Source organism: Mycolicibacterium nivoides, from assembly GCF_003855255.1.
GTDB classification, from domain to species: Bacteria; Actinomycetota; Actinomycetes; order Mycobacteriales; family Mycobacteriaceae; genus Mycobacterium; species Mycobacterium nivoides.
Map to the genome: position 1 here is coordinate 4392951 of NZ_CP034072.1, position 24961 is coordinate 4417911.

A 24961-nucleotide genomic window follows, 5' to 3' on the forward strand; every position below is an offset into this window, starting at 1 on the left:
AAGCCCTAATCACTCACCGCTGGGCGGCGAAGAACTCCTCCAGCAGGGCCGCGCACTCGTCAGCCAGGACTCCACCGACCACCTCGGGGCGGTGGTTGAGCCGGCGATCACGCACCACGTCCCACAGCGAGCCGACCGCCCCGGTCTTGGGTTCCCACGCACCGAACACCACCCGTGCCACCCGGGCCAGCACGAGTGCACCCGCACACATCGTGCACGGCTCGACGGTCACGGCCAGCGTCGCGCCTTCGAGCCGCCAGCCGTCGCCGAGCACCCGGGCGGCCTCGCGCATCGCCACGATCTCGGCATGCCCCGCAGGGTCCCCGGTGGCCTCGCGGACATTGGCCGCGCGGGCCAGCTCGGTGCCGTCGGCCGCGAACACGACCGCGCCGATCGGCACATCGCGAGGACCGGCCGTCCGGGCAGCCTCCAGGGCAGCGCGGATCAGGGCTTCGTCAGAGGTCACCGACCGAGCCGGTCGAGCACCGCCGACAGCTCGTCGGCGAAGCCCATCTCGCGGGCGATACGCCCGATCTGCTCATCGGCGTACAGGTCGGTTTCGGACAGGATCACGCCGAGCACGTCCTCGTGCAGACCGATATCCGACAGCACCGAGAGATCGCCCTCCTCGAAGGGATCCGAATCTTCGAGATCCTCTTCTTCCAGGTCAGCGTCCAAATTCTCCAGCGCCTCGGCGGCGATGTCGTAGTCCAGCGCAGCGGTGGCATCCGACAGCAGCAACCGGGTTCCCGCCGGTGCCGGTCGCACGATAACGAAAAACTCGTCGTCCACATCGAGCAGCCCGAAGACCGCCCCGGCGCTGCGCAGCTCACGAAGCTCGGTCTCCGCCGCGGTCAAACTCTTCAACGAGGACGACCGCATGGGGGCGCACCGCCACTTGCCGTCCTCTCGGACAACCGCCACCCCAAAGCCATCAGGCAGGTCTGCCGGCGCACGCTGTGCCTCCATGCCCGCCTACGGTAGTCGCCGACCAGCAATTTTGACAGGGATCACCCTCGGCCCCGGTGCGGTCGGTATGCCAATCTTGAACCGTGACGAACACACCGGTGTGCGTGCTGGGCCTTGGCCTGATCGGTGGCTCGCTGATGCGTGCCGCTGCCGGGGCCGGCCGCGAGGTCTTCGGCTACAACCGGTCGATGGAGGCCGTCGCGGCCGCAAAGTTCGACGGGTTCGACGCCACCGAGAATCTCGACGAGGCGCTGGGCCGCGCTGCCGACCGCGATGCGCTGATCGTGCTGGCGGTGCCGATGCCGGCCCTGCCACAGCTGCTCGACCACATCCGGGACACCGCGCCCAGGTGCGCGCTGACCGATGTCACCAGCGTCAAAGGCGCGGTGCTCGACGAGGTGGGCAAATTCGGGTTGCTACAGAACTTCGTCGGTGGCCATCCGATGGCAGGCACCGCCCACTCGGGCTGGTCGGCCGGCGACGCCGGACTGTTCACCGGCGCCCCCTGGGTGGTGAGCGTGGACGATCACGTCGACGCTCAGGTGTGGTCCCAGGTCACGCAGCTGGCCCTGGACTGCCGCGCGGTGGTGGTGCCGGCCCGCTCCGATGAGCACGACGCCGCCGCAGCCGCCATCTCGCACCTGCCGCACCTGTTCGCCGAGACCCTGGCCGTCATCGCCGGCGAGGTCCCGCTGGCCTTCGCCCTGGCCGCCGGATCCTTCCGCGACGGCACCCGGGTGGCAGCCAGCGCCCCGGACCTGGTGCGGGCCATGTGTGAGGCCAACTCCGAACAGCTGCTGCCCGCGCTCGAGCAGGGCATCGAACTGCTGACGCGCGCCAAGGAAACTCTGGCCGCCACGGGTTCGGTCGCCGACCTGGTCGAGACGGGTCACGCCGCGCGGATGCGCTACGACAGCTTCAGCCGCCCCGAGATCATCACCACGGTGGTGGGCACGGACAACTGGCGGGCCGAGCTCGCCGCAGCCGGACGTGCCGGCGGGGTGATCAGATCCGCTCTGCCAGTCCTGGGTAATCAAGGATGAAGCCGTCGGAATCCACCGTGATGGTGGTGTCGGCGACCGGCGAGCGCAGCTTCACCGGGGCTCCGGGACCGGAACTGGTGTAGGTGATGTTGGCGGTATCCACCGAGAAGTCCGGCAACCGTACATAGACCACCGGCAACGTCACCGACTCAGCCCGCTGATGCAGGCCGGTCCGCCGGATCGGCAGAGCATTGAAGAACGGGCTGAACACCACGTCGACATCGAGCGCGCCGCCGAAGTCCGAGCGCTTGGTCTGCGTGTGGTCCTGCACCAGCCACATGTTCTCCTCGTCGCGGGCGATGGAGAGCTGGCGTTCCCGCTCGGCCAGGGTGACGGTGAGCGACAGCCGCTTGGTGGCGCCCGTCTCGTCGGTGACCAGGTCATAGGAGGCCGAGAACGCCGGGTGGGATTCGGTGGCGGCGGCCACAATCCGGCCGTAGGCCTTGATCCGGTTGCCCGACAGCTGAACCCGCACGGACTCCATCCGGGGTTCATCGTGCGCCCGCCAGGTCAACACCGCCGGCCAGGCACGGTCCTTCTCGTCGCTCACCCTTCTACCGTATGCGACGAGACTCGGCCTTCGTAGCCGAGTCCGGAACTCCCCCGCGTGCTCCCCCGGGCAGGTGACTCGAGGGCCACCTCGTCGTCGAGCAACGGCTGCGGAATCCGGCGCTGACGTCCCAACCGGCCACTACCGGGCACCGACAACCACACCGCGAACGCCATCGCGGCATCGAGAATCAAGGCCAGCGCCGTGACCATGAGCGCACCCACCAGCGCGATGTGGAACTGACGCACCTTGATGCCGTCGATCAGATACCGGCCCAGCCCGCCGAGGCTGGCATAGGCCGCGACCGTCGCCGTCGCCACGATCTGAAGCGTCGCGGTGCGCAGCCCGCCCACGATCAACGGCAGCGCGTTGGGCACCTCCACCCCGAACAGCACGCGCCGCTCGGTCATGCCCATCGAACGGGCCGCGTCCACGACGGCAGGGTCCACGTTCGCGATGCCCGCATAGGTCCCGGCCAGCAACGGTGGGATGCCCAGCAGCATCAGCGCGACCGTCGGCGGTACCAGGCCCAGCCCCCACAACAGCACCCCGAGCAGCAGCACGCCGAGTGTGGGCAGCGCGCGCAATGCGTTGACCCCGGTTACGACCAGGAAGGTGCCCCGCCCGGTGTGCCCGATGAGCAGGCCCACCGGGATCGCGATCACCGCCGAGGCCACCACGGCGACTGCGGTGTACTGCAGGTGTTCGACTATGCGGGCTGCCAAGCCGGCGGGCCCGCCCCAATTGGCTGCGGTGAAGATGAAGTCCAGTGCCTGCTGCAGGAAGTTCATGCGGCCCCCTTGACGCGCGCCGCCCGGGGCTTGCGGGCCACCCGAGTCCACGGCGTGATCGCCCTGCCGGCCAACATGATCAGGCTGTCGATGACGACGGCCAGCACGAAGATCGCGATGATCCCGGCGATGATCTGGTCGCTCTTGTTGGATTGATAGCCCTCGGTGAACCAGGTACCCAGGCCGCCGATACCGATCACCGAGCCCACCGACACCATCGAGATGTTGGTGACCGCCACCACGCGCACACCCGCCACCAGCACCGGGATGGCCAGCGGAAGTTCCACCTTGAGCATCCGCACCAGCGGCCGGTAGCCGATCGCGGTCGCAGCGTCCCGCACCTGTTCGGGCACCGCGTCGAGCGCTTCGGGCACCGCCCGCACCAACAGTGCGGTGGTGTAAAGGGTCAGCGCCACAATGACATTGGCCTCATCCAGGATGCGGGTCGGGATGATCAGCGGCAGCACCACGAACAGCGCCAGCGACGGGATGGTGAAGATGATGCTCGCCGTGAGGGTGGTCATCCGCCGCAGTGCGGTGGTGCGCTGAACCGCCGCTCCCAGCGGGACGGCGATCAGCAGCCCCAGCACGATCGGCACCAACGACAACCGCAGGTGCACGACGGTCAGCACCCACAGGTCGTCGAGATGGTTGAGCAGATATCGCATGAGCTACCCCAGCTCCGGGACGCGGCGCTGCTCCTTGAGTGCCTCGAGCACATCGTCGGCGCGGACACCCCCGACGAGCTTGCCGTCTTCGTCGACCGCCACACCGAGGCCGCTCGGTGAGGACAGCGCGGAGTCCAGCGCCTGCCGCAGGTTGCCGTCGGGCGGAAAGAACGACCCACCCCCGATGGTGCTGTCGTAGAGCGCATTGCCCTTGCGGTGGACCTCGACACCCTCGGCATTGATCCAGGCGAACGGCGTGCCGGATTTGATGACCAGCCGCCACTCCCCCGGGCTGAGGTTCAGCGCGTCGATGTCGTCCTCGTCGACGTGCTCGATCTCGTGCAGGGGCAGGCCGCTGGCGTGAAAGAACTGCAGCCCGCGGTAACCGCGGTCGGCGCCGACGAACCCCGATACCAGTTCGTTGGCCGGATTCGACAGGACAAAGGCGGGATCGGCGTATTGCAGGAGGGCCCCGCCGCGGCCGAACACCGCGACCTTGTCCCCGAGCTTGACCGCCTCGTCGATGTCGTGCGTGACGAAGACGATGGTCTTGCGCAATTCGCTTTGCAATCGCAGGATTTCGGCCTGCAGATCTTCGCGCACCACCGGGTCGACCGCGCTGAAGGGCTCATCCATCAACAGGATCGGCGGGTCCGCGGCCAGTGCGCGGGCCACCCCGACGCGCTGCTGTTGCCCGCCCGACAGCTGGGCCGGGTAGCGGTCGGCCAGCTTCGGGTCGAGCCCCACCCGTTCCATCACCCCGATCGCGGCCTTGCGGGCACTGCGCCGGGATTCGCCCCGCAACACCGGCACGGTCGCGACGTTGTCGACCACCCGCAGATGCGGCATCAGCCCGGCGCTCTGGATGACGTAGCCGATGCCGAGCCGCAACTTGACCGGGTCGACGGTGCTGATGTCCTCCCCGTTGACGGTGAGGGTGCCCGAGGTGGGATCGATCATCCGGTTGATCATCCGCATCGAGGTGGTCTTGCCGCAGCCCGACGGACCGACGAACACCGTCAGCGTGCCCTGCGGCACTTCCAGATTGAGGTTGTCGACGGCGACCGTGCCGTCGGGATACTGCTTGGTGACGTTCTCGAAGGTGATCATCGCGGCCCTCTGCTCTTCGCGCAAGCGCTCATCGCGTCACCGGCTTGTCGAATCCGTTGTCCCTGATCCACTTTTCGGCCGCCTCGTCGGGGTCGACGCCGGCATTGCCCTCCACCGCGGTGTTCAACTCGATCAGCGCGTCGGTGGTGAGTTTGGCCGACACCGCGTCGAGCACGGTCTTGAGTTGATCGGACATCTTCTGCGAGGCAACCAGCGGAACGACATTGGCGGCCAGGAAGACGTTCTTGGGATCCTCCAGCGGCACCAGGTGGTGCTGCCCGATCGCCGGTGAGGTGCTGAAGATGTTCGCGGCCGTGACGGCGCCGCTGTTCAGCGCTTGAACGGTGGCCGGCCCGCCACCGTCGCTGATGGCGACGAAATTGACCGGGGCGATATCCAGGCCGTACCGGGACTTCAGGCCGACCAGACCCGTCTGGCGGGTCTGGAACTCCGATGGTGCACCGACTTTCACCTCGGCCGAATGCGCGGCCAGATCCGCGATGGTCTTCAGGTTCCAGCGCTGGGCGGTCTCGGCGGTGACCGCGAGGGTGTCCTTGTCCTCAGCCGGTGAGGGATAGAGGATCGACAGGTCCCCGGGCAGGGCCTTCAGCAGCGCGATCAACACCTCGTCCGATGTCGTGGCGGTCGCCTCCGCGTCGAAGTACTGCAGGAGATTTCCGGTGTACTCCGGGATCAGATCGATCGAGTGGTCCTGCACCGCAGGCACATACGTCTCGCGGCTGCCGATACCGAACTGCCTGCGGATCTGAAAGTCATTGGCCTCCAGAGCCTGGGCATAGATCTCGGCGATGATCTTGGACTCCGGGAAGTCAGCGGATCCGACCGTGATCGATTTCAGGTCACCCGAGATGGGTCCACCGCCCAGCGGATTGGAGCTTCCGCAGGCCACCGCCAGCGGAACGATCAGGGCGAGCAGGGTCATCGTGATTGCCAGGGTTTTGCGCTGCACAGGCGCATCCTTTCGGCGACGGCGGCGGGACGATCAGCCTCTGACGACCCTAACGGCACACCCGACATGCCGCCGCGCTTTACCTCATGGTGTTTGCTTTGCCGCCATGACGGGCAAAGATGTCAGTATGACCAGCGATCCGTCTGCATCGCCCGATTTGCCTGAGCCGACGCCGAATGTGCCGGTGCCACCGTCTCCCGACCCAGGCAAAGTCCCCGATGCCGGCAAGCCCCCCGCCAAGTCGGGTAAGTCGGGTAAGGCCACCGAGCCCAAACTGACCCGCGCCGGAGCGCTGTGGTCAGCATTGATCCTGGGTTTCCTGGTGCTGATCGTGCTGCTGATCTTCATCGCGCAGAACACCGCCGCGGTCCCGCTCACCTTCCTGGGCTGGCACTGGTCGTTGCCGACGGGCGTGGCCATCCTGGGTGCCGCGGTGGCCGGCGGCCTGCTGACCGTCGCCGCCGGGTCGGCACGGATCTTCCAGTTGCGCCGCGCGGCCAAGAAGAACTTCAAGGCCGCCCAGCGCGACTGACACGTCAGCCCAGGGCGCGCAGTCCCGAGGCGATCGCCGGGGCCACCGCCGCGCCGACGCTCGAACTGCCCGGCGCCTCCGAGCCCTGGCGCGCCCGGAAGTCGATGCCGGCGGCGATGATGGCTGCCTTGAAGTAGGCCAGCGCCATGTAGAAATCCCAGTGCGCCAGCTCCTGGCCGGACTGCACCGAATACCGGTTGGCCAGATCGTCGGCCGACGGCATCCGCGGTGAACTCCACGCCGCTTCCATGCTCAGGATCAGGTTGAACATCGGGTCGCGGTACACGCACATCAGCGCGGCGTCACTCAACGGGTCACCCAGGGTGGACAGCTCCCAGTCCAGCACCGCGAGGACCTTCGTCGGGTCCTGCGCGTCCAGGATGGTGTTGTCGATGCGGTAGTCGCCGTGGACGATCGAGTTGCGGCTCTGCGCCGGAACCGAATCCGCCAGGGCCTGATGCAGGCGCTTGACGTCGTCGTCGCGCGGATCGTCGGGCAGGCGGACCAGGTCCCACTGCGAACCCCAGCGGCGCACCTGGCGTTCCAGATAGCCCGCGGGCTTGCCGAAGTCACCGAGACCGACAGCGTCGGGGTCGACCGCGTGCAGGTCGGCCAGCACCCGGATCAGTGCGTCGACGCTGCTGCTGATCACCTGCTCATCACCGAGTGCGGCGAGCTCGTCCGCGCTGCGGACCACCTGGCCCGCGACATTCTCGACCATCTGGAACGGCGCCCCCAGCACGGAGTCGTCGTTGCTCATCGTCACCGCACGGGCGACCGGCACCGCGGTGCCTGCCAGGGCCGCCACCACCTTGTACTCGCGCGCCATGTCGTGCGCGGACGGGGTCAGACCGTGCAGCGGCGGACGCCGCAGCACCCACGCCGAGACGTCGTCATGCACCCGGAAGGTCAGGTTGGAGCGGCCACCGGCGATCAGTTCGGCGCGAAGCTCACCGCTGCGGGCAATGCCCTCGGAACGCAGGTGCCGGTCCAGCGCGGCGAGGTCGAGGCCCTCCAGATTCGTCACGGTCATTGTTTACCACCGCACGTTTCGCGGCAGCAGGTCCCATACGTGCTCGGTGCCGTTCACCGAGGCGACGGCCAGCTTGCCCGAGCGGGACGACAGCAGCCGGGTGACCGAGGCGTAGTCGACGTGGAAGGACAGCAGCCGCTCGGTGCCCAGGATCTGGTGCAGCAGCACGTTGATCACGCCGCCGTGGCTGAACACCGCGACGGTGCCGTCATGGTCACCGACGGCCACCAGGTCCTCGACAGCCGCATTGATGCGCGTCATGAAGGCGTTCTCGTCCACGCTGCTGGGCAGGTGCCCGCTCACCAGCCGGGCCAGCTCTTCGGGGTTCTCCTTCGCGATCTCCTCGATCGGCACGTAGTGCGACATGTCGCGGTCGTACTCGGCGAGCCGTTCGTCGACCTCGACCTGCAGTCCCAGCTCGGCGGCGAGCGGTCCCGCGGTCTGGATCGCTCGCCGCTGCGGGCTGCTGACGAGCCGGCTGACGGGGAACCGGGACAGGGCGGCGGGCAGGCGCTCCGCCTGCGCGATGCCTTCCTCGGACAGGTCGGGATCAGACCCTTGACCGGGCTCGCTGCGCAGCGGTAAAGCATGTCGGACCAGAAGCAGTTGCACCGTGCCACCATAGGGCCGCGGTGCTGGACGGCCGGAGAGGGTCATCGCCATGGGATATGCCGACGAGTTGTTCGACCTCACCGACCGGGTGGTGCTGGTCACCGGCGGCAGCCGAGGGCTGGGCCGCGAGATCGCGCTCGGGGCGGCGCGGTGCGGTGCCGACGTGGTGATCGCCAGCCGCAACCTGGATTCCTGCGTGGCCGCGGCCGAGGAGATCACCGCGGCCACCGGTCGCGCCGCTCTGCCGTATGAGGTGCACGTGGGCCGGTGGGGTCAGCTCGACGGTCTGGTCGACGCGACCTACGAGCGGTTCGGGAAGGTCGATGTGCTGGTCAACAACGCCGGCATGTCACCGCTGTACGAATCGCTCAGCTCGGTCACCGAGAAACTGTTCGACTCTGTCTTCAACCTGAATCTCAAAGGGCCGTTCCGGCTTTCGGCCCTGCTCGGGGAGCGCATGGCTGCCGACGGCGGCGGCGCGATCATCAACGTCAGCTCGTCCGGATCGCTGCGCCCCGACCAGTACATGCTGCCCTACGCCGCGGCCAAGGCCGGGCTCAACGCCATGACCGAAGGCCTGGCCAAGGCGTTCGGGCCGACCGTGCGGGTCAACACCCTGATGGCCGGGCCGTTTCTCACCGATGTCAGCAAGGCCTGGGACATGGCCGGCGACCCGTTCGGCCACCTCGCCCTGGGACGGGCCGGCAATCCGCCCGAGATCGTCGGCGCCGCACTGTTTCTGATGTCGGACGCGTCGAGCTTCACCACCGGCTCCATCCTGCGGGTGGACGGCGGCCTGCCCTGAGCCGGGCGCGGTACTGTAGCTGTAGCAAACTTGTCATGACAACCTGACCGAAAGGTGATGCGGATGGCGGGGCCCCGTTCGCGCCACGAGCACGTCGCCGCCGAACTGCGCCAGCGCATCACGCGTGGGGACTACGCCATCGGGCAGCCACTGCCCACCGAAAGTGCACTGTGCACGGAGTTCGACGTGTCCCGCGGGCCGGTACGCCAGGCCCTGGCCACGCTGAAGAACGAAGGCCTCATCCGGGTCTCGCGTGGCAAGCCCGCGGTGGTCCGCAGCCATGACGCCACGCAGACGCTGGACACGTTCACGCCGTTTACCCAGTGGGCCGAGCGCGTCGGCCGTACCGCGGGCAACCGCACCATCGAGGTGGCGCGTCGCCGCGCTTCCGAAACCGCCATCGAGGCATTGGGTTTGACGGCCGATGATTTCGTGGTCGAGGTACTGCGCGTACGCCTGCTCGACGGCGAACCGGCGATGATCGAGCGCAGCACGTTCATCGAATCCGTGGGTTCCCTGCTGTTCGAGTTCGACACCGACTCGGGCTCGATGACCGATTACCTCGCCAGCCGCGGCGTCTACTTCGACTCGATGGAGCACGTGCTCGACGCGGTCGCGGCCGGGCCGGACGACGCCGCGAATCTCGGTATCGCGCCGGGCAGCCCACTGTTGCGGGAGCGACGCGTTTCGCGCGATCAGCACGGCGTGGTGTTCGAGTGCGCTGATGACCGCTACCGGCCCGACGTGGTCACGTTCAGCATCGTCAACGCCCGCACCAAGTTTTCCTCCGCCGAGCAGACATGAAACTGCCCCTTTTCGCGTGAAAAGGGGCAGTTTCATGTCTGGTCGCGGGATCAGTCCGCGGCAGGCATCCGGTTCCAGTGCGGGATGAGCAGCAACATGGACAGCAATGCGGCACCGGCGAATCCGTAGAACAGCGCCGACGTGCCCAGATAGCCGGGCAGCAGTCCGCCGAGGATCGCACCGACCGAACCGCAGCAGTTGATGAAGCCGGCCGCGGTACCGGCGTGCTTGGAAGTACCGAAGTCCACCGCGGCGACACAGGAGATCATCGCGTCGGCGCCGTACACACTCAGCCCGACCAGACCGAGCACCACCACCATCACCCAGGCACTGCCGGTCGTAGTGAGCGGACCGAACAATGCGAGCACCGCAACCAGGATCGCCAGGCTGATCACACAGGCCGGCACCCGTCGCGCGTTGAAGACCCGGTCCGAGATCCGGCCGAGCAGGATCGGGGCGATCACACCTGCGACGCCGAATGCCACCGGGATCGTCACGGCCTGGAACTTGTCCCCGTCCGCCAGCCGTTCGGCGACGATCACCGGGCCCCACAGCAGGATCGCGTAGCGGGCCGGCTTGAGCAGGAAGTACGACGCGCCAAGGGTTCTCACCATGCTGTCACTCAGCACCACCTTCAGCGATTCCCGCCACGACGGGGTCGGTTCGGCGACCGCCTCGGCCTCGGGCGACTCATCGAGTTCGACACCTTCGCGGGCGTCCTGCGATGCCCGGTACTCCTCGATCGGCGGCAACCCGACGTCCTGCGGGCGGTTGCGCTGGAACAACAGCACCAGCACGAACACCCCGACCACGATGGCGGCCCCGGTGAAGAACGCCGCCCGCCACGAGCCGAACACGTCGTAGGCGGCCCAGCCCAGAATCGGTGCGGCCACCAGGCCGCCGAATGCGTAGTTGGTGCTCCACAATCCGAGGACGCGACCACGTTCTCCGATCGAGAAGAACTGGGCCATGTTGCTCAACGTCGGGGACCAGCCGGTGGACTGGGCCAGGCCCTGCACGATCATCAGCGGCAGCAGGAACACCAGCGCGGGTAGCAACCCCATGAAGACGGTGGCGATCGCCGATATCGCCAGCCCGCCGAGAATGACCACGCGCGGGCCGAAGCGGTCGGAAACCTGCCCCCAGACGAATTGCCCCGCGGCATAGGCGGCGAGATAGGCCGCATCGAGGTTGGCCAAGGTGCTCTTGGTCAGGTGGGTGCTCAGGATCGGGTCTTCGAGGATGCCGAGCTTGGCGACGGAGAAAGCCTGGCGGGTGAAATAGAAACCGGCATAGGCGATCCAGGTGACGGCGAAGATCTGGACGCGCCAGCGCTTGTAGCGCGGAATGGTCGATGGCGTGGTGGGAATCGCGGTTTGGGTCATGAGAATGCACCTCTGGTGGGCGTGCTGCAGGCAGGCGGTGTGCTGACGGGCCGGGGGCAGATTGCCGAGCGAGTGTGGCCGAACGTCAAAGGCAGGTTTCTCTTGCGAGAACGGTGCAGAGAGGAAGTGCGGCGGTCGGGAGGAGCGGCCTACGACCGACCGCCGCAGGGCTGTGGTGGTGGAGTGAACTATCGGAGGGCTGCCACCAGAGCGGGGAGATCGGCGACGCTGTCGAGGATGTGGGTGGCGCCTGCGTCGGACAGCTGACCCCGGTTGTGGGCTCCGGTCAGCACGCCGATCGAAGCCCGCGCGCCGGCGCGCAGCCCGCTGATGACGTCCGAGGACGAGTCGCCCAGCACGATCATCGAACGCACCGAGTCGGTTTCGGTCTGCATCAGCGCGGTCAGCGCCATGTCCGGATAGGGCCTGCCCCGCACGCCCGGCGACGGGCACAACACCAGGTCGGCGAGGTTGTGCCAGCCCAGTGCGTCGATGATGGCCGCCTGGGTCTCCCGGGCGAATCCGGTGGTCAGCGCGGTCTTGATGCCACTGGAACGCAAAGATGTAATGACATCTTCAGCGCCCGGGATGGGGCTGCAGTTGCCCTCCGAGACCAGCTGGGCGTAGCAGCGTTCGAACTCCTTGTTCGCGGCCTGCGCCTGCTCCTCATTGCCCTCGGCCAGGTGCCGGAAGACCACGATCTTGGACTGCCCCATGGTGTCGGAGACGTAGCGCAGCATCTCCTCGCGGTCGGCGTCGGTCTTCGACAGACCCGCGTGATTGTCGGCGGCCAGGAAGGACTGCTGGACCAGCCCGCTGTCCTCGACGGTGGTTCCGGCCATGTCGAACACGACGAGGCTGATCGGATCAGTTGCTTTGGTGCCCATTGGTTTATCCCTTCGAGTTGGATCGTTCAGACGGTGGCGACGAGTCGGTCCAGCGCGTTGCCGACGCTGGCGTGGGCGAGGCCCATGCTGGTGGTCATGCCGATTCCGGTGGTGACGGTGACGACGTGGGTGCCCTCGACGGGCTGTTCGATCAGGAATTCCTGACCGGGAGCAGAGGTGTACACGCCCTGCCAGCGTTCGCTGACCTCGATGTCATTGACCCCGAACAGTTTCCGGGCCTCCTCGAGGAGGACGGCGAAGCCCTCTTCGGGCTGGAACGGCGGCGCGGAGATGTCGCGGTAGTGGGTGTCGCCGATCAGCAGTGAGCCGTCGGGCTGCGGGGTGTACATCTGGTGCAGGTCGATCGCGACGTAATCGGGGTGTTCGGCGCGCAACCGGTCGGCCACCGCATCGGTACTCGGCAGCCCCTCGAATCCCGAATACCTCAGCAGCGACCAACCGGTGAACAGCGGCGCGGGCAGGGCGAAGGCCAACGGCAACCGGGCCCGCAGCATGTGCAGCCGGCACCGCAGCAGACCGTCGCGCTCGGCCAGCGCCGGGAAGAGTCGGTCGACGTCGTAGTTGACCGTGACGAACGTCGTACCCGCGCGCAGCGCTCCGCGCGAGGTGTGCACCACCCCCGGCTTGAAGCCGGAAGCCGCGGTACGCCAATGGAAGTCGACACCTTCACCGGCGAGCCACCGTGCGATCGACGGAGCGGCAGTGCGCGGATCGACCTGCAGGTCGTTCGGCAGGTACATGCCGCCGGCGACTCCGGACGACACCACGGGGATCTGCTCGAGGATCTGCTCACGGCTCAGCAGCCGAACCTCATCGTCCCCGCGCATGGCGGCGAACTCGCCCATCACGGCGAGTTCGTCGTCGTGGCGGGCGACGCAGAAGGTCCCCGACTCAGCCGACCAGAACCCAGCCTTGCGAGACAGGTCGAGCCAGTGCTGACGCCCATTGCGGGCGTAGTCCCGCGCGACGCCGGACTGCGCCGTGATGCAGGCGTGGCCGAAGTTCTGGACCGACGCGCCGACGACACCGTCGGCGTGATCGACAACGGCGACGCTCAGTCCCCGCTGATGCGCGTGATAGGCGTGCGCCAGGCCGACGATGCCTGCGCCGACCACGACGACGTCGTAGCTGTGGTGATTTCCCATGCGGATACTGTGGTCCGCATCACCACAACTTGTCAATACAAGTTTGGAATTTTTACCTGGTGTCTATATATGTAAAGTTCCGTTCACCTCACGGCGTGACGATGTCGAAGTTCGGATCGGGCCGGTCCAGCGCCGCCAACAGCGACGGCAGGGCCTCGGCGTCGCCGGTGACCTCCAGGCCGGGTGAGGTCGCATCGCCCGCGGCGAAGGCCAGCAGCCGCAGCTTGTTCGCGAGCTTCACGGTGGCCTGCGCACTCGCCTCGTCGGCATCGGCCTCGCGATAGACCAGCACCCCGTTGCGCACGGTGACCCGGTAGTTGACCGCCACATCGAGGAACGTCACGTCGATGGCCAGGTCGAGATCCCAGGCCCGCGGCCCGTTCACGTTGATCGCGAAGGTGTCGAAGATCTGGTCGGGGGTGAGCTGTCCAATCAGCGACGGCGATGCCGAAGAAGTCGGGGTTCCGAAGTTCCCCCGCCGCAGTTCGGTGGCGCCGCTCAGGAAGAAATTGCGCCACGTGGCGTTCTCCGCGCCGTAGGCCAGCTGCTCAAGCACGTCGGCGTACAGTTCGCGGGCTCGCGCGTGGTTTTCATCGGTGAAGATGACGTGGTCGAGAAGTGTTGCCGCCCAGCGGAAATCACCGTCTTCGAAGGCCTTCCCGGCCAGCTCGACCACCCGGTCGGCACCGCCCATGGCCTCGACGTAGCGGGGGCCGAGCGCCTCGGGCGGGTGCGGCCACAACCGGGCCGGGTTGCCGTCGAACCAGCCCATGTAGCGCTGGTAGACCGCCTTGACGTTGTGGCTCACCGAACCGTAGTAGCCGTGGGCATGCCAGGCTTTCTCCAGGGCCGGCGGCAGCTGGAAGGTCTCCGCGATCTCGACCCCGGTGTAGCCCTGGTTGAGCTGACGCAACGTCTGGTCATGCAGGTAGGCATACAGATCCCGTTGCAGCGAAAGGAATTCGACGATCCGTTCGCGGCCCCAGGTGGGCCAGTGGTGCGAGGCGAACACCACGTCGGCGCGGTCGGAGAAGGTGTCGATGGCCTCGGTCAGATAGCCCGCCCAACCGTGCGGATCACGTACCAACGCACCGCGCAGGGTCAGCAGGTTGTGCAGATTGTGGGTGGCGTTCTCGGCCATGCACAGCGCCCGGAGCTTCGGGAAGTAGAAGTGCATCTCGGCGGGCGCCTCGGTGCCCGGCGCCATCTGGAACTCGATCTCGACACCGTCGATGGTGTGGGTCTCCCCGGTTTCGCGAATGTCGAGGGTCGGCACGATCAGCGCCACCTCGCCCGTCGAGCCGACCTGCCCCAACCCGCAGCCGACCTGACCCTGCGGGCTACGGTCCAGCGCCGCGCCGTACATGTAACCGGCGCGGCGCGCCATCGCGGTGCCGGCATAGACGTTCTCCTGCACGGCATGCTCGGTGAAGTGTTCCGGCGCGATGACGACGACCTTGCCCGCGTCGACATCGGCCTGGTTGGTCACCCCCAGCACGCCGCCGAAATGGTCGGCGTGGCTGTGGGTGTAAATGACTGCGGTGACGGCACGATCTCCCCGGTGCGCCCGGTACAGCGCCAGCGCGGCGGCCGCGGTCTCGGTGGATATCAGCGGATCGATGACGATGACGCCGGTATCGCCCTCGATGAAGCTGATGTTCGACAGGTCCAGGCCACGCACCTGGTAGATGCCCTCGACCACCTCGTAGAGGCCCTGCTTGGCGCACAGTTGCGACTGGCGCCACAGGCTGGGATGCACCGATGGGGGCGCATCGCCGGTCAGGAAGTCGTAGGCGTCGTTGTCCCACACCACCCTTCCGTCGGCGGCCTTCACCACACAGGGTTCGAGCGCGGCGATGAAGCCCCGGTCAGCGTCCTCGAAATCCCTGGTGTCCTCGAACGGCAGGTTCGTCAGATGCGCGCGGTTGGCTGCCTCGATGACTGCGGTGGGTGGCTTCTGCTCCATACCGAATAGCGTGCCACCTCAGGGTGTCGGCACGGTCACGGCTGCCGGAATGATCCGGCTGATCTCGTCAGCGCCGTGCCCGGCGGCAACCGCGGCATCCACGTAACCCCGGAACACCTCCAGGGCACCGGCATCCAGACCCGCCGAAGCCGAGGCCGCGATCAGATGCCGGACCGAGGCGGCCACCGACGACACCGAGGCACTGGCGTCGCTGTGACGGTCGGCTTCGACGCGTTCGGCGATCTCGCCGAAGACGGGTGGCAGGATCGCGGCGATGTTGCCCGCATGCGGCAACAGCTCGGTGGGGGCGATGTCATGCGCACCGGCCATCGCGAGGGCGTGCACGAATCCACTGACCGAGGTCCAGAACACATCGAGCAGCGCCATGTCGAAAGCCGCGGCGCGGCCGGTTTCCGCGCCGACCCAGCTGACCGTCGCGAGCACGTCGAACACGGCCCGGTGGGCGTCGAAGAGATCGCGCGGCCCGGCGAAAAGAATACTGGCACCAGGGGTTCCGATGGTGCCGGTCGGCGTCATGATGGCCCCGTCGAGGTAGCGCCCGCCGCGTGCGGTCACCAATTCCTCCGTACGGTGCGCCGAATCGGGGACGTCTGAGGACAACCCCACGACCACCCGGCCCGCGATCGCGTCACCCGCGGCGCCCAGCACCGCGTCCGCGGCCGCCTGATCGACGACGTTGACCAGGATGAGGTCACTGGCCGCCACTGCGTCGGCGGGCGAATCGGCCCACACCGCACCGCGGGCACGCAACGCGTCGGCTTTGGCAGGTGTCCGATTCCAGACGGTGGTGCGATGTTTCGCCGCCACCAACGCCCCGGCGAGGGCCTGTCCCATCGGCCCGAGGCCGAGCACGCTCACCGTCACGGTCATGCGGCCGCCCCCTTCTTGATGCTCTCGATGACGCGCGCGAAGCCGTCATTGCCGTGCCCCGCATCGATCTGCCGGTGGATGAGCCGCTGCACCACGTCGACGACCTCGGTGCTGATCCCCTGGTCCCGGCTGGCGTTGACGATGTCACTGATGTCGGAGAAGTGCAGGCTCTGCTGGCCGGGGACGGCGTAGTCCCCGCCGTCGATGACGGCGGCGTATTCGGCGATCGAGGGCATCAGTGCCGGCAGCCACGCGGCGGTGCGGGCGGCGAATTCCTTCGCGGGCACTCCGGCCGCCCCGACCATCGCCGCGCCGTGGAAGAAGCCGGCGAACATCACGTACATGGCCGACAGGAGTGCCAGGTCGTACAGCGATGCCATGCCGGCATCGTCGCCGAAGTACTCAGCGCCACCCCAGATCTCGAAAAACGTCCGATGGTCCTCGAACAACGTGGCCGAGCCGCTGTAGAGGATCGCCGACTGCGGCGTCGCGATCATCTCCGGCGTCGCCATGATGCCGCCGTCGAGATAGTCGGCCCCGTGCCCGGCCGCCCACCGGGCCAGCTCGCGTGCCCCCTCCGGTGACGTCGTGGTCAGGTTCACCAGCCGGCGCCCGGCCAGCAGGTGCGCCACCGGGTCGAGGACCTCGTGCACCGACGCCTGGTCGAACAGGCAGACCACGATGAGGTCCGCGTCGAGAGCCCCGACCGCATCGGCCGCTGCGGTGGCGCCCTCGTCGACGAGCGCTGCGGCCCGGGCGGCGGTGCGGTTCCAGACGATGGTCGGGTGCCCCGCCCTGAGGGCTGTGCGGGCCAGCTCCGAACCCATCTCGCCCAGACCGAGAAAACTGACCGAATGGCGTGTGGTTGTCATGCCACCATCGTTGGAGAGACACTGACTACAGGACATGTACCCACTAAAAAGTGGGATACTTACTTTTTTGAAACTATTGGCCCTGAACTGCAAGGATCCTGCAATGAGCCAGCTGGGCAAGTACACCTGCGGACTCGATGCGGCGTTCGCCGTGGTCGACGGAAAGTGGAAACCGCTCATCCTCTGGGAGCTTCAGACCGGACCGAAGCGCTTCAACGCACTGCACCGCAGCCTGCCCGGGGTGTCCCAGAAGATGCTGACCCAGCACCTCAAGGAGCTCCAGCGTCATGGCGTGGTGCACCGGGAGAGCTATCACGAGGTGCCGCCTCGGGTGGAGTACTCCATGACTCCCGCGGGTCAGGAGCTACTCGAATCCCTTGAACCGCTGGGCGATTGGGCCACCAAGCACATCGGGCTGATATGCCAGGAGGAAGCCGGCTAGCCGCCGAGCGTGTGCAGGCTGACGTCCGACAGCACCCCCGAGGCGATGCGCGCCGTCATGTAGGTGCAGTGCGGCTGGCGCCGACGGTCGGTCGGTGACCCCGGATTCAGCAGGCGCAGACCGGTTCTCGCGGTGGTATCCCACGGGATGTGGCTGTGCCCGAAGACCAGGACATCGGTTCCGGGGTAGTCCCTGGCCATTCGGGCCTCCCGCCCGGTGGCCGCACCGGTCTCGTGCACGACGGTGAATCGCAGACCGTCCAGTGTCACGTCGGCGCGCTCGGGCAGTCGCCTGCGCAGTTCGGCCCCGTCGTTGTTGCCCCAGCAGCCGATCAGGTGCGCCGCACGTGAGCTGAGCGCGTCGAGCAGTGCGGGGTCGACCCAATCACCGGCGTGGACAACGACATCCGCCTGGTCCACCTCGTCCCACACCTGAGCCGGGAGGTCCTTGGCGCGCTTGGGTACGTGGGTATCGGCGATAAGCAGCAGCCGCATCCAGCCGAGCCTAGTTGACCGATGCCGACGAGCCGGGGATCTCGCGCCGCCTACACTCCGACCATGGATCTACTACGCAACGTAGTTGTTTATGCGCATCTCATCGGTTTCGCGGTCATGGTCGGCGCCTGGATCGCCGAGGCCGCGGCCCGACGCTTCCTGATCACCCCGGTGATGACCTACGGCATGGCGCTGTCTCTCGTCACCGGCCTGGCCCTGGCCGCACCCTGGCCGGCCGGCATCGTCCTGAACTATCCCAAGATCGGCACCAAGCTGATCCTCCTGGTGGCGCTCGGCGCGGTGCTGGGCATCGGCACCGCGCGCCAGCGTCGCGCGGGCGGCCAACCGGTCATGGGCCTGTTCATCGCCGCCGGCGTGTTGCCCCTGCTCGCGTCGGCCATCGCGGTGCTGTGGAACTGAGGCCCCGGCCGAACCTGAGCTGAACCTGAGACGTTCCCGTAAAGTTAACTGGCAAACAACAATTGTCGGCAGGTACGGGAACGATGAGTCACAGACACGCCATGGCAACCGCCAAGGTCATGCGCACGGCGGCATTCACCGGATGCGATTCACCGCAGGGTGACATCCGCATGCGGGCGAGGACGCGCCCTGCGGCTCCCGCGCGTCAAACCGACCACGGCGTGTTCGAGCAGCCGCGGCGGCGCCGCTACGTCGGACAGTTGAAGACCTCGACATCCACGGTGGCCGGCCGGTCGCCGTGGATGAACGATCGCGTCACCGTGCTGCGCGGGTTCCTGGCCGATCTGCACGGCCTGCACCTTCCGCCGGACCTGGCCCGCATCCAGGTGGCCGGCCACATCGAGCTCCTGGTCTCCGTGCTGCGGCTGAACCGCCAGACCGCGCGTCAGTTCGTGACCGACGACGTACTGCGCGAGATGGCCGTCGACATCGCGACAGCCGTCGCTTCCGAGTAACGCCCCCAACCGAAAAAAATCGAGGCGCGGTCTGCTGACCGCGCCTCGATTTTTCTAGAGTGCGCCCGAAGGGATTCGAACCCCTAACCTTCTGATCCGTAGTCAGATGCTCTATCCGTTGAGCTACGGGCGCCTAGCGTTATTCAGTTGTGCGGTTGACGAGTCAACCTTGGCGGAGGCGAGAGGATTTGAACCTCCGGTCCCCTGTAAGGGGGACAACTCATTAGCAGTGAGTCCCATTCGGCCGCTCTGGCACGCCTCCTTTGAACTTCTGTGAGGGTACCGGACTCCGTCCTGTCGCCCGAAACCGCCGAGGGCACACAGTACACAGCCTCCCCTATCCTGGCCAAGTGAGTATCCGTTTGCGCCCCGAAATGGCCGACCTTCCGGCGTACGCACCAGGCAAAACAGTTCCCGGCGCAATCAAGATCGCGAGCAACGAAACCGTGTTCCCGCCGCTGCCCAGCGTGCGTGAAGCGATCCTGCGAGCCACCGAGAACATCAACCGCTACCCCGACAACGGGTACCTTGACCTGCGCGAACACCTGGCCAAGCACGTCGGCTTCGCGCCGGAGAACATCGCCGTCGGCTGCGGTTCGGTGAGCCTGTGCCAGCAGTTGATACAAATCACATCCGCTCCCGGCGACGAAGTCGTGTACGGATGGCGCAGTTTCGAGATCTATCCGCTGCAGATCCGCACCGCCGGCGCGACCGGCGTCCCGGTGCCCCTGCGTGACGAGACTCACGATCTCGACGCCATGCTCGCGGCGATCACCGACCGCACCCGGCTGATCTTCGTCTGCAACCCGAACAACCCGACCAGCACCGTGGTCGAGCCAGAGGCTCTGGCCCGGTTCGTGGCGGCGGTGCCCTCGGACATCCTGATCGTGCTCGACGAGGCCTACGTGGAGTACATCCGCGACGGGTTGGTGCCCGACAGCCTCGGATTGGTCCGGGCCCACCGCAATGTGGTTGTTCTGCGCACCTTCTCGAAGGCCTACGGGCTGGCCGGCCTGCGGGTCGGGTACGCCGTCGCCGACCCGGAGATCGTGACCGCACTGGGCAAGGTCTACGTGCCCTTCAGCGCGACGAGCGTGTCCCAGGCCGCAGCGATCGCCAGCCTGGAGGCCGCCGACGAACTGCTGGCCCGCACAGACGCCGTCGTGGCCGAACGCATCCGCGTCTGCGCGGCGCTGCGCGAGGCGGGATACGAACTCCCGCCCACGCAGGCCAACTTCGTCTGGCTGCCGTTGGCCGAACGCACCCTGGACTTCGTAGCCAGGGCCGCCGACAGCCGCATCATCGTGCGCCCGTACGGTGAGGACGGCGTGCGAGTCACCATCGGGGCACCGCACGAGAACGACGCCTTTCTGGAGTTCGCCCAACGCTGGATCGCGGGTGACGCCGGGACTCGGACAGGAGAGACCAAGTGAGCGACGCGCGCGGCACGTTCGACGGATTCGTCAGCCGCGAGGGTCAGATCCCCGACGCCGAACTCGACGCGTTCTGGGCGCTGCTCCGGCCCGCCAGCATCGACTTCATGCTCGGCGAGTGGAAGGGCGGCGAATTCCAGACCGGGCACAAGGCCAACGGATTCATGAAGCGGCTCAACTGGTTCGGCAAGACGTTCCGCTCTGCCGCCGAAGCGCAGCCGCTGGTGTGCCTGGACGGCGACGGCAACAAGTTCTCCAACACCGAGGCCATGAACGGCGAGGCCAGCCTGTGGCTGGAGGAGTTCCGCGGCGAGGTGACCGCGACCATGGTCTACGACGGCCGTCCCGTGCACGACCACTTCAAGGTGGTCGACGACAACACCGTGGTGGGCATCATGAACGGCAAGGGCGCGGTTGTTGACGGCCGCTACCTGTACTTCTACCTGCAGCGCGTCTAGCCCGTCGGCCGGCGGCCGGTGAAGGCCAGTAGCCGGTCCAGCGATCGCGCGCCCGCACCGATCTCGACGGGGTCGTCGAAACCAGCACGCACACGTCCGTCGGGCGTGATGATCTCCCGCGCCCAGCCCAGGACGCACTCCGGTTGCTCATCCGGCACGTCGACCGTCTGTCCGGTTGCAGCGGCGTAATCCCAAGCGTGCACGAGGAATTCCAGCGACAGGATCCGGGCCATCATCTGTGCCGGCGCCTCGCCCTGCCCGAACGGCACCGTGCCGTCGACCCCGCGCCCTCGCCACGCCGCCACGGCGGGCCGCGCCGCGCTGAGCACCTGATCCTCCACCGAGGTGGCGGGATCGCGTTCGGGAATCTGCGCCCCGGCCGCCGAGCCGATCAGGGTGATCGAGTTCAGGAGATGTTCCGTCAGCCCCGCCACGTCGAACTCGCGACAGGGTGTCGAGCGGGACAGATCGTCCGCGGTGATGCCGTGCAGCACGCGTTGCAGCACGTCGAGCGTGGCCTCGGCGCCTTCGAGTTCATCCATACTCGGTAGTGTCCACTCCATGTCTGACACGTACGAGTCCGTTTCCGTCGAGATCAAGGACCACGTCGCCCAGGTGACGCTGCTTGGTCCCGGCAAGGGCAACGCGATGGGTCCGGCGTTCTGGGCCGAGATGCCTGACGTGTTCGGCGCCCTCGACGCGGACCCGGACGTTCGCGCGATCGTACTGACCGGCTCGGGCAAGAACTTCAGCTACGGCCTCGACCTACCCGCGATGGGTGCGACGCTGCCCGGCCTGGACGCCGGCGCGAAGGCCCGGGCCGACTTCCACACCACGCTGCGGAAGATGCAGGGCGCCATCACGGCCGTCGCGGACTGCCGCACCCCGACCATCGCCTCGATCCACGGCTGGTGCATCGGCGGCGGTGTCGATCTGATCAGCGCAGTGGACATCCGCTACGCCAGCACCGACGCCAAGTTCTCGGTGCGCGAGACCAAGCTGGCCATTGTCGCCGACGTGGGCAGCCTGGCCCGGCTCCCGCTGATCGTGTCCGACGGGCATCTGCGTGAGCTCGTCCTGACGGGCAAGGACGTCGACGCCGCGCATGCCGCGCGCATCAACCTCGTCAACGAAGTCCACCCCGACGCCGATGCCTCGCTGGCGGCCGCACACGCCACGGCCGCTGAGATCGCCGCCAACCCGCCGCTGACCGTCGCCGGGGTGAAGGACGTGCTCGACCAGCAGCGCACCGCCAGGGTGGCCGAGAGCCTGCGCTACGTCGCCGCGTGGAATTCGGCCTTCCTGCCGTCCAAGGATCTGGCCGAGGCCGTCACGGCGATGTTCCAGAAGCGCCCGCCCCAGTTCACCGGGGAATAGGCGTCCAGCCGAGTTCTGCTTTGGCCTTCGCGTTCGACAGGGGCAGCCAGGCCGTGCCGAATGCGGTGGCCGGGTACGGGGCCACGAGACCGACGAGCCGATGCGAGATCGGCCACGGCCGCGGCCGGCCCAGCTTCGCGTTCAGTTCCCGGACGTAGTCGCCGAAAGACTGCGGCCGGTCGTCGACGATGTTGTAGACCTGTCCGCCCCGTCCCTTGTCGAGTGCGTCGGCCGTGGCCCGGGCGACGTCATCGATATGCACCCACGACAGCACCCCGGTGCCGGTCATCGCAGGCACGGCCCACCACTTGGCCAGCCGGCGGAAAAGATCATCGTGGGTGACTCCGGGACCGTAGAAAACGCCGTAGCGCAACACGATTCCCTCGGTGGCGCTGCGCTCCCCCGACGTCAGCACGTCGCGTTCCATGCCCCGCAACGCGGCCAGCATCTGCTCGCCGCCGCGAGGTGGAGGACCGGGGTACGGATCGGTCTCGTCTATCAGTTGAGGCCCGGTCGATCCGTACCCATAAGCGAAGATCACCGATTCCGCGACGACGCGACGGACCCCGGCCCGTTGCGCGGCGGCCACCAGATTGCCGGCACCGCGGCTCCACAGTTCCTTGGCCGGCTCGAAATCCTTCATCCGCTTCGGCCCCAGCTTGGGCAGCGTCGTCAGCAGGCTCACCACCGCCTCGGGTGCGAATTCGGCCAGCACGGAATCGATCTGGCCCGCATCGAGCACGTCGGCCACCACCGGCTTGGCCCCGGCCGCCGAGATCTGGGCCGTCTTTGCCGATGAGCGGGTCACCCCGATGACCTCGTGACCGCGGCTGTTGAGCTCACGCAACAACGGGATTCCGGGGACACTGGTCGCACCGGCCACCAGGACACGCATCTATGGTTCTCCTGCCTTGTCGTCGGACATGCTGATCCGCAATGCGATTGCCAACAGGACCGTGGTCACCACCAGGCCCGCGGCTTCCAGCCAACCGACCCAGCTGCCTGCCGCGTGGTTGGTGTCGATCAGGTGGCTCAACGAATGCAGGGCCCAATGCAGGGTGGCGAACGCCAGCGCGGGCACTCGCCACCGCGGCCACTTGAGAGCCGCCAGCATCATCAATCCGAGCGGCAGCTCGAAGGACGCGTTGTCGAGGATGTAGTGATCGTTGCGCACGCCGAAGGCGCCGAGCGTGTCGTAGAACGCGCCCGCCGCCAGCAGCATGAACAGACCGAGCAGCACCGAGTAGACGCCGAACACGGCGAGGACCACTTCGGGGTAGCGCCGGGTTCGCGTCACCGGGCCCGCAGCGTTGGCCATGTCATCACGCTAACGCCACAGTGGTCTCCGAGTAGGCTCCAATTCCATGGCAACTTCGGGTACCAGTTCGGCCCCGGAACTGCTGGTCGAATTGGACCGGGACAGCAAGCGGCCGTTGCATCGCCAACTCGCCGACGGACTGCGCGACACCATCCGGTCCGGACGGTTGACCCCGGGCTCGCGCATGCCGTCCACCCGCGTGCTGTCCGCCGACCTCGGGGTGTCGCGCCGGCTGGTGGTCGAGGCCTACGGCCAATTGACCGCCGAGGGCTTCCTGCACAGCAGCCAAGGCGGCTGCACCCGCGTCGCAGCCGTCGACGCCGTTCCCTCAAGCCGCGTCCGTTCCGACCGTGCCCGGCCCCGCTTCGACATCGACTTCGCCCCTGGCTCACCGGATCTCACCAGTTTCCCGCGTCAGGCTTGGCTGCGGGCCATGCGCCAGGGCCTGGCCGAGATCGAGTCCAGCGCGTTCGGTTACGCGGCCCCGCACGGTCTGCCGGCCGCGCGCGCCGCGGTGGCCGAGTACCTGCGTCGCACCCGCGGCGTGGTGGCCGACCCACGTCTCATCGTGTTGTGCTCGGGCGCAACGCAAGCCGTCGCGCTGCTGGCCCGATGCCTCGACGGCCCGGTGGCGACGGAGGATCCGGGATTCTGGCTGCACCGGATGGTTCTGCGGCACAACGGTATCGATCCGCTGCCGGTCCCCGTGGACGGCAACGGCATCGACGTCGGCGCGTTGACCGCGAGTCGTGCGACCACCGTGCTGACCACCCCGGCCCATCAGTCGCCGACCGGCGTGGTGCTCTCGGCGGCCCGGCGCACCGAACTCCTGGAATGGGCCCAGCCCGGACGGTTGATCGTCGAGGACGACTACGACGCCGAGTACCGCTACGACCGGGCCCCCGTGGGTGCACTGCAGGGGGTGGCACCCGACCGGGTGGTGTACCTCGGCTCGACCAGCAAGACCCTGGCGCCCGGACTGCGGATCGGATGGATGGTCGTGCCCGCCCACCTGATCGACCGAGTGAGAACCGCCAAAAGCCTTGCCGACACCGGTAGTTCGGTGATGGACCAGATCGCTTTCAGCCAGTTCCTGACCTCGGGCGGCTACGACCGGCACCTGCGGCAGATGCGCCGCCGCTACCCGGCCCGGCGCGCGGCCCTGCTGGCCGCACTGTCGCAGCACCTTCCGCAGGCAGAGGTTCTGGGCGCGGCCGCCGGCGTGCACCTGACCGTCCGGTTCCCGGCCGGCTTCCCCATCGAGGAACTCACCCGCCAAGGCACCGAGTCACGCATCCGACTGGAGGCCCTGGCACCGTGTTACGCCGATCCGGCGGCCGCGCCACCCGGGCTGATCCTGGGCTACGCCAACCTCACCGAATCCCAGATCGCCACGGGCGTGGAGATACTCGGCCAGGCCGCGCGCCAATTGGGTGCGGCCTGGCCGTAG

General features: G+C 67.5%; 30 protein-coding genes and 2 tRNA genes. 11 read left to right on the plus strand and 21 right to left on the minus strand.

Translation table 11 applies throughout. From position 1 onward, the window contains the following. Nucleotides 1-13: 13 nt before the first annotated feature. On the minus strand, nucleotides 14-466 hold the full coding sequence (locus EH231_RS21330; protein WP_090430029.1) for a nucleoside deaminase: 453 nt from the start codon (nucleotides 464-466) through the stop codon (nucleotides 14-16). Next, on the minus strand, nucleotides 463-969 hold the full coding sequence (locus EH231_RS21335; RefSeq protein ID WP_090430027.1) for a tRNA adenosine deaminase-associated protein: 507 nt from the start codon (nucleotides 967-969) through the stop codon (nucleotides 463-465). The genes EH231_RS21330 and EH231_RS21335 overlap by 4 nt, the downstream gene beginning before the upstream one ends. A gap of 98 nt (nucleotides 970-1067) precedes the next feature. On the opposite strand from EH231_RS21335, the gene EH231_RS21340 reads away from it, so the two are divergent. Then, complete coding sequence (locus tag EH231_RS21340; RefSeq protein WP_090430794.1) at nucleotides 1068-2012, plus strand: prephenate dehydrogenase; 945 nt, start codon at nucleotides 1068-1070, stop codon at nucleotides 2010-2012. Here the strand turns inward: EH231_RS21340 and EH231_RS21345 are convergent. Genes EH231_RS21345 through EH231_RS21365 form a run of 5 tightly spaced genes read right to left on the minus strand, consistent with a single transcriptional unit; the run spans nucleotide 1975 to nucleotide 6074 of the window. After that, entirely contained in the window at nucleotides 1975-2562 is a 588-nt protein-coding gene (locus tag EH231_RS21345) for a putative glycolipid-binding domain-containing protein (RefSeq protein WP_090430025.1), read from the minus strand. The genes EH231_RS21340 and EH231_RS21345 overlap by 38 nt on opposite strands. Beyond that, the gene (locus EH231_RS21350; protein WP_124713281.1) at nucleotides 2559-3353 is read right to left on the minus strand and encodes an ABC transporter permease; all 795 of its coding nucleotides are present in this window, start codon (nucleotides 3351-3353) and stop codon (nucleotides 2559-2561) included. The genes EH231_RS21345 and EH231_RS21350 overlap by 4 nt, the downstream gene beginning before the upstream one ends. Then, nucleotides 3350-4021, minus strand: coding sequence for an ABC transporter permease (locus EH231_RS21355; protein WP_124713282.1), 672 nt, complete (start codon nucleotides 4019-4021; stop codon nucleotides 3350-3352). Before EH231_RS21355 ends, EH231_RS21350 begins: the two co-directional genes overlap by 4 nt. A 3-nt stretch (nucleotides 4022-4024) precedes the next feature. Next, entirely contained in the window at nucleotides 4025-5131 is a 1107-nt protein-coding gene (locus EH231_RS21360) for an ABC transporter ATP-binding protein (RefSeq protein ID WP_124713283.1), read from the minus strand. 28 nt (nucleotides 5132-5159) lie between these two features. Next, complete coding sequence (locus EH231_RS21365; protein WP_090430790.1) at nucleotides 5160-6074, minus strand: ABC transporter substrate-binding protein; 915 nt, start codon at nucleotides 6072-6074, stop codon at nucleotides 5160-5162. Nucleotides 6075-6228: 154 nt separating this feature from the next. Between EH231_RS21365 and EH231_RS21370 the strand changes: the two genes are divergently transcribed. Continuing rightward, nucleotides 6229-6633, plus strand: a complete 405-nt coding sequence (locus tag EH231_RS21370; protein ID WP_124713284.1) for a LapA family protein — start codon at nucleotides 6229-6231, stop codon at nucleotides 6631-6633. A 4-nt stretch (nucleotides 6634-6637) separates the two neighbouring features. Here the strand turns inward: EH231_RS21370 and EH231_RS21375 are convergent, their stop codons facing one another. Both EH231_RS21375 and EH231_RS21380 read right to left on the minus strand, forming a co-directional pair. After that, the gene (locus EH231_RS21375) at nucleotides 6638-7666 is read right to left on the minus strand and encodes a phosphotransferase family protein (protein ID WP_164480972.1); all 1029 of its coding nucleotides are present in this window, start codon (nucleotides 7664-7666) and stop codon (nucleotides 6638-6640) included. Nucleotides 7667-7669: 3 nt separating this feature from the next. Further along, nucleotides 7670-8278, minus strand: coding sequence for a histidine phosphatase family protein (locus tag EH231_RS21380; protein WP_124713285.1), 609 nt, complete (start codon nucleotides 8276-8278; stop codon nucleotides 7670-7672). Between the two features lie 49 nt (nucleotides 8279-8327). Here EH231_RS21380 and EH231_RS21385 point away from each other — a divergent pair, with 49 nt between their 5' ends. Together EH231_RS21385 and EH231_RS21390 are read left to right on the plus strand one after the other, a co-directional pair. Continuing rightward, the gene (locus tag EH231_RS21385; RefSeq protein ID WP_124713286.1) at nucleotides 8328-9083 is read left to right on the plus strand and encodes an SDR family NAD(P)-dependent oxidoreductase; all 756 of its coding nucleotides are present in this window, start codon (nucleotides 8328-8330) and stop codon (nucleotides 9081-9083) included. 63 nt (nucleotides 9084-9146) lie between these two features. Further along, nucleotides 9147-9887 carry a GntR family transcriptional regulator gene (locus EH231_RS21390; RefSeq protein ID WP_090430784.1) on the plus strand — a complete coding sequence of 247 codons (741 nt, stop codon included), beginning with the start codon at nucleotides 9147-9149 and terminating at the stop codon, nucleotides 9885-9887. A gap of 50 nt (nucleotides 9888-9937) precedes the next feature. Here the strand turns inward: EH231_RS21390 and EH231_RS21395 are convergent, their stop codons facing one another. From EH231_RS21395 to EH231_RS21420, 6 genes are all read right to left on the minus strand, one after another. Then, entirely contained in the window at nucleotides 9938-11272 is a 1335-nt protein-coding gene (locus EH231_RS21395) for an MFS transporter (RefSeq protein WP_124713287.1), read from the minus strand. 188 nt (nucleotides 11273-11460) lie between these two features. Then, the gene (locus EH231_RS21400) at nucleotides 11461-12159 is read right to left on the minus strand and encodes a phosphonatase-like hydrolase (RefSeq protein ID WP_124713288.1); all 699 of its coding nucleotides are present in this window, start codon (nucleotides 12157-12159) and stop codon (nucleotides 11461-11463) included. A gap of 26 nt (nucleotides 12160-12185) precedes the next feature. Continuing rightward, on the minus strand, nucleotides 12186-13325 hold the full coding sequence (locus tag EH231_RS21405; protein ID WP_124713289.1) for a TIGR03364 family FAD-dependent oxidoreductase: 1140 nt from the start codon (nucleotides 13323-13325) through the stop codon (nucleotides 12186-12188). 88 nt (nucleotides 13326-13413) lie between these two features. Next, on the minus strand, nucleotides 13414-15291 hold the full coding sequence (locus tag EH231_RS21410) for an alkyl/aryl-sulfatase (RefSeq protein ID WP_124713290.1): 1878 nt from the start codon (nucleotides 15289-15291) through the stop codon (nucleotides 13414-13416). Nucleotides 15292-15309: 18 nt separating this feature from the next. After that, nucleotides 15310-16182 carry an NAD(P)-dependent oxidoreductase gene (locus tag EH231_RS21415; RefSeq protein WP_090430009.1) on the minus strand — a complete coding sequence of 291 codons (873 nt, stop codon included), beginning with the start codon at nucleotides 16180-16182 and terminating at the stop codon, nucleotides 15310-15312. Beyond that, nucleotides 16179-17054 (minus strand): NAD(P)-dependent oxidoreductase, encoded by an 876-nt coding sequence (locus tag EH231_RS21420; protein WP_124713291.1) that lies wholly within the window; start codon nucleotides 17052-17054, stop codon nucleotides 16179-16181. Before EH231_RS21420 ends, EH231_RS21415 begins: the two co-directional genes overlap by 4 nt. Before the next feature lie 103 nt (nucleotides 17055-17157). On the opposite strand from EH231_RS21420, the gene EH231_RS21425 reads away from it, so the two are divergent. Then, nucleotides 17158-17496: a winged helix-turn-helix transcriptional regulator gene (locus tag EH231_RS21425; protein ID WP_164480973.1), complete on the plus strand. Its 339-nt coding sequence runs from the start codon at nucleotides 17158-17160 to the stop codon at nucleotides 17494-17496. Here EH231_RS21425 and EH231_RS21430 read toward each other — a convergent pair. Next, entirely contained in the window at nucleotides 17493-17990 is a 498-nt protein-coding gene (locus EH231_RS21430; protein ID WP_090430004.1) for a metallophosphoesterase family protein, read from the minus strand. The genes EH231_RS21425 and EH231_RS21430 overlap by 4 nt on opposite strands. 63 nt (nucleotides 17991-18053) lie before the next feature. On the opposite strand from EH231_RS21430, the gene EH231_RS21435 reads away from it, so the two are divergent. Both EH231_RS21435 and EH231_RS21440 read left to right on the plus strand, forming a co-directional pair. Then, nucleotides 18054-18410 carry a Fe-S protein gene (locus tag EH231_RS21435; protein WP_090430002.1) on the plus strand — a complete coding sequence of 119 codons (357 nt, stop codon included), beginning with the start codon at nucleotides 18054-18056 and terminating at the stop codon, nucleotides 18408-18410. A gap of 101 nt (nucleotides 18411-18511) precedes the next feature. Continuing rightward, complete coding sequence (locus EH231_RS21440; RefSeq protein ID WP_090430000.1) at nucleotides 18512-18925, plus strand: hypothetical protein; 414 nt, start codon at nucleotides 18512-18514, stop codon at nucleotides 18923-18925. A 60-nt stretch (nucleotides 18926-18985) separates the two neighbouring features. On the opposite strand, the gene EH231_RS21445 is transcribed toward EH231_RS21440, so the two are convergent. After that, nucleotides 18986-19058, minus strand: a tRNA-Arg gene (locus tag EH231_RS21445). 37 nt (nucleotides 19059-19095) lie between these two features. Further along, nucleotides 19096-19187 (minus strand) — tRNA-Ser (locus EH231_RS21450). Nucleotides 19188-19275: 88 nt separating this feature from the next. Between EH231_RS21450 and hisC the strand changes: the two genes are divergently transcribed. After that, nucleotides 19276-20358: a histidinol-phosphate transaminase gene (gene hisC, locus EH231_RS21455; RefSeq protein ID WP_090429998.1), complete on the plus strand. Its 1083-nt coding sequence runs from the start codon at nucleotides 19276-19278 to the stop codon at nucleotides 20356-20358. Beyond that, nucleotides 20355-20816 carry a DUF4334 domain-containing protein gene (locus EH231_RS21460; protein ID WP_124713292.1) on the plus strand — a complete coding sequence of 154 codons (462 nt, stop codon included), beginning with the start codon at nucleotides 20355-20357 and terminating at the stop codon, nucleotides 20814-20816. The genes hisC and EH231_RS21460 overlap by 4 nt, the downstream gene beginning before the upstream one ends. Here EH231_RS21460 and EH231_RS21465 read toward each other — a convergent pair. After that, nucleotides 20813-21358, minus strand: a complete 546-nt coding sequence (locus tag EH231_RS21465; RefSeq protein WP_124713293.1) for a TIGR03086 family metal-binding protein — start codon at nucleotides 21356-21358, stop codon at nucleotides 20813-20815. The two genes, EH231_RS21460 and EH231_RS21465, sit on opposite strands and share 4 nt — an antisense overlap. A 19-nt stretch (nucleotides 21359-21377) precedes the next feature. Between EH231_RS21465 and EH231_RS21470 the strand changes: the two genes are divergently transcribed. Continuing rightward, nucleotides 21378-22193 (plus strand): crotonase/enoyl-CoA hydratase family protein, encoded by an 816-nt coding sequence (locus tag EH231_RS21470; protein ID WP_124713294.1) that lies wholly within the window; start codon nucleotides 21378-21380, stop codon nucleotides 22191-22193. Here EH231_RS21470 and EH231_RS21475 read toward each other — a convergent pair. Both EH231_RS21475 and EH231_RS21480 read right to left on the minus strand, forming a co-directional pair. After that, on the minus strand, nucleotides 22180-23088 hold the full coding sequence (locus EH231_RS21475) for an NAD-dependent epimerase/dehydratase family protein (protein WP_090429990.1): 909 nt from the start codon (nucleotides 23086-23088) through the stop codon (nucleotides 22180-22182). The genes EH231_RS21470 and EH231_RS21475 overlap by 14 nt on opposite strands. Beyond that, entirely contained in the window at nucleotides 23089-23511 is a 423-nt protein-coding gene (locus EH231_RS21480) for a hypothetical protein (protein ID WP_090429988.1), read from the minus strand. It abuts the gene before it with no gap. A gap of 46 nt (nucleotides 23512-23557) precedes the next feature. Here EH231_RS21480 and pdxR point away from each other — a divergent pair, with 46 nt between their 5' ends. After that, nucleotides 23558-24961 (plus strand): MocR-like pyridoxine biosynthesis transcription factor PdxR, encoded by a 1404-nt coding sequence (pdxR, locus tag EH231_RS21485; protein WP_124713295.1) that lies wholly within the window; start codon nucleotides 23558-23560, stop codon nucleotides 24959-24961.

Coding starts and splice junctions, on each gene's coding strand:
- EH231_RS21370 (WP_124713284.1), top strand. CDS start 6,229: ATGACCAGCGATCCGTCTGCATCGCCCGATTTGCCTGAGCCGACGCCG.
- EH231_RS21480 (WP_090429988.1), bottom strand. CDS start 23,511: ATGGCCAACGCTGCGGGCCCGGTGACGCGAACCCGGCGCTACCCCGAA.
- EH231_RS21400 (WP_124713288.1), bottom strand. CDS start 12,159: ATGGGCACCAAAGCAACTGATCCGATCAGCCTCGTCGTGTTCGACATG.
- EH231_RS21405 (WP_124713289.1), bottom strand. CDS start 13,325: ATGGGAAATCACCACAGCTACGACGTCGTCGTGGTCGGCGCAGGCATC.
- EH231_RS21420 (WP_124713291.1), bottom strand. CDS start 17,054: ATGACAACCACACGCCATTCGGTCAGTTTTCTCGGTCTGGGCGAGATG.
- EH231_RS21390 (WP_090430784.1), top strand. CDS start 9,147: ATGGCGGGGCCCCGTTCGCGCCACGAGCACGTCGCCGCCGAACTGCGC.
- EH231_RS21350 (WP_124713281.1), bottom strand. CDS start 3,353: ATGAACTTCCTGCAGCAGGCACTGGACTTCATCTTCACCGCAGCCAAT.
- EH231_RS21335 (WP_090430027.1), bottom strand. CDS start 969: ATGGAGGCACAGCGTGCGCCGGCAGACCTGCCTGATGGCTTTGGGGTG.
- EH231_RS21410 (WP_124713290.1), bottom strand. CDS start 15,291: ATGGAGCAGAAGCCACCCACCGCAGTCATCGAGGCAGCCAACCGCGCG.
- EH231_RS21475 (WP_090429990.1), bottom strand. CDS start 23,088: ATGCGTGTCCTGGTGGCCGGTGCGACCAGTGTCCCCGGAATCCCGTTG.
- EH231_RS21360 (WP_124713283.1), bottom strand. CDS start 5,131: ATGATCACCTTCGAGAACGTCACCAAGCAGTATCCCGACGGCACGGTC.
- EH231_RS21430 (WP_090430004.1), bottom strand. CDS start 17,990: ATGCGGCTGCTGCTTATCGCCGATACCCACGTACCCAAGCGCGCCAAG.
- EH231_RS21470 (WP_124713294.1), top strand. CDS start 21,378: ATGTCTGACACGTACGAGTCCGTTTCCGTCGAGATCAAGGACCACGTC.
- EH231_RS21425 (WP_164480973.1), top strand. CDS start 17,158: ATGAGCCAGCTGGGCAAGTACACCTGCGGACTCGATGCGGCGTTCGCC.
- EH231_RS21365 (WP_090430790.1), bottom strand. CDS start 6,074: ATGACCCTGCTCGCCCTGATCGTTCCGCTGGCGGTGGCCTGCGGAAGC.
- EH231_RS21440 (WP_090430000.1), top strand. CDS start 18,512: ATGGCAACCGCCAAGGTCATGCGCACGGCGGCATTCACCGGATGCGAT.
- EH231_RS21385 (WP_124713286.1), top strand. CDS start 8,328: ATGGGATATGCCGACGAGTTGTTCGACCTCACCGACCGGGTGGTGCTG.
- EH231_RS21435 (WP_090430002.1), top strand. CDS start 18,054: ATGGATCTACTACGCAACGTAGTTGTTTATGCGCATCTCATCGGTTTC.
- EH231_RS21465 (WP_124713293.1), bottom strand. CDS start 21,358: ATGGATGAACTCGAAGGCGCCGAGGCCACGCTCGACGTGCTGCAACGC.
- pdxR (WP_124713295.1), top strand. CDS start 23,558: ATGGCAACTTCGGGTACCAGTTCGGCCCCGGAACTGCTGGTCGAATTG.
- EH231_RS21395 (WP_124713287.1), bottom strand. CDS start 11,272: ATGACCCAAACCGCGATTCCCACCACGCCATCGACCATTCCGCGCTAC.
- EH231_RS21415 (WP_090430009.1), bottom strand. CDS start 16,182: ATGACCGTGACGGTGAGCGTGCTCGGCCTCGGGCCGATGGGACAGGCC.
- EH231_RS21375 (WP_164480972.1), bottom strand. CDS start 7,666: ATGACCGTGACGAATCTGGAGGGCCTCGACCTCGCCGCGCTGGACCGG.
- EH231_RS21355 (WP_124713282.1), bottom strand. CDS start 4,021: ATGCGATATCTGCTCAACCATCTCGACGACCTGTGGGTGCTGACCGTC.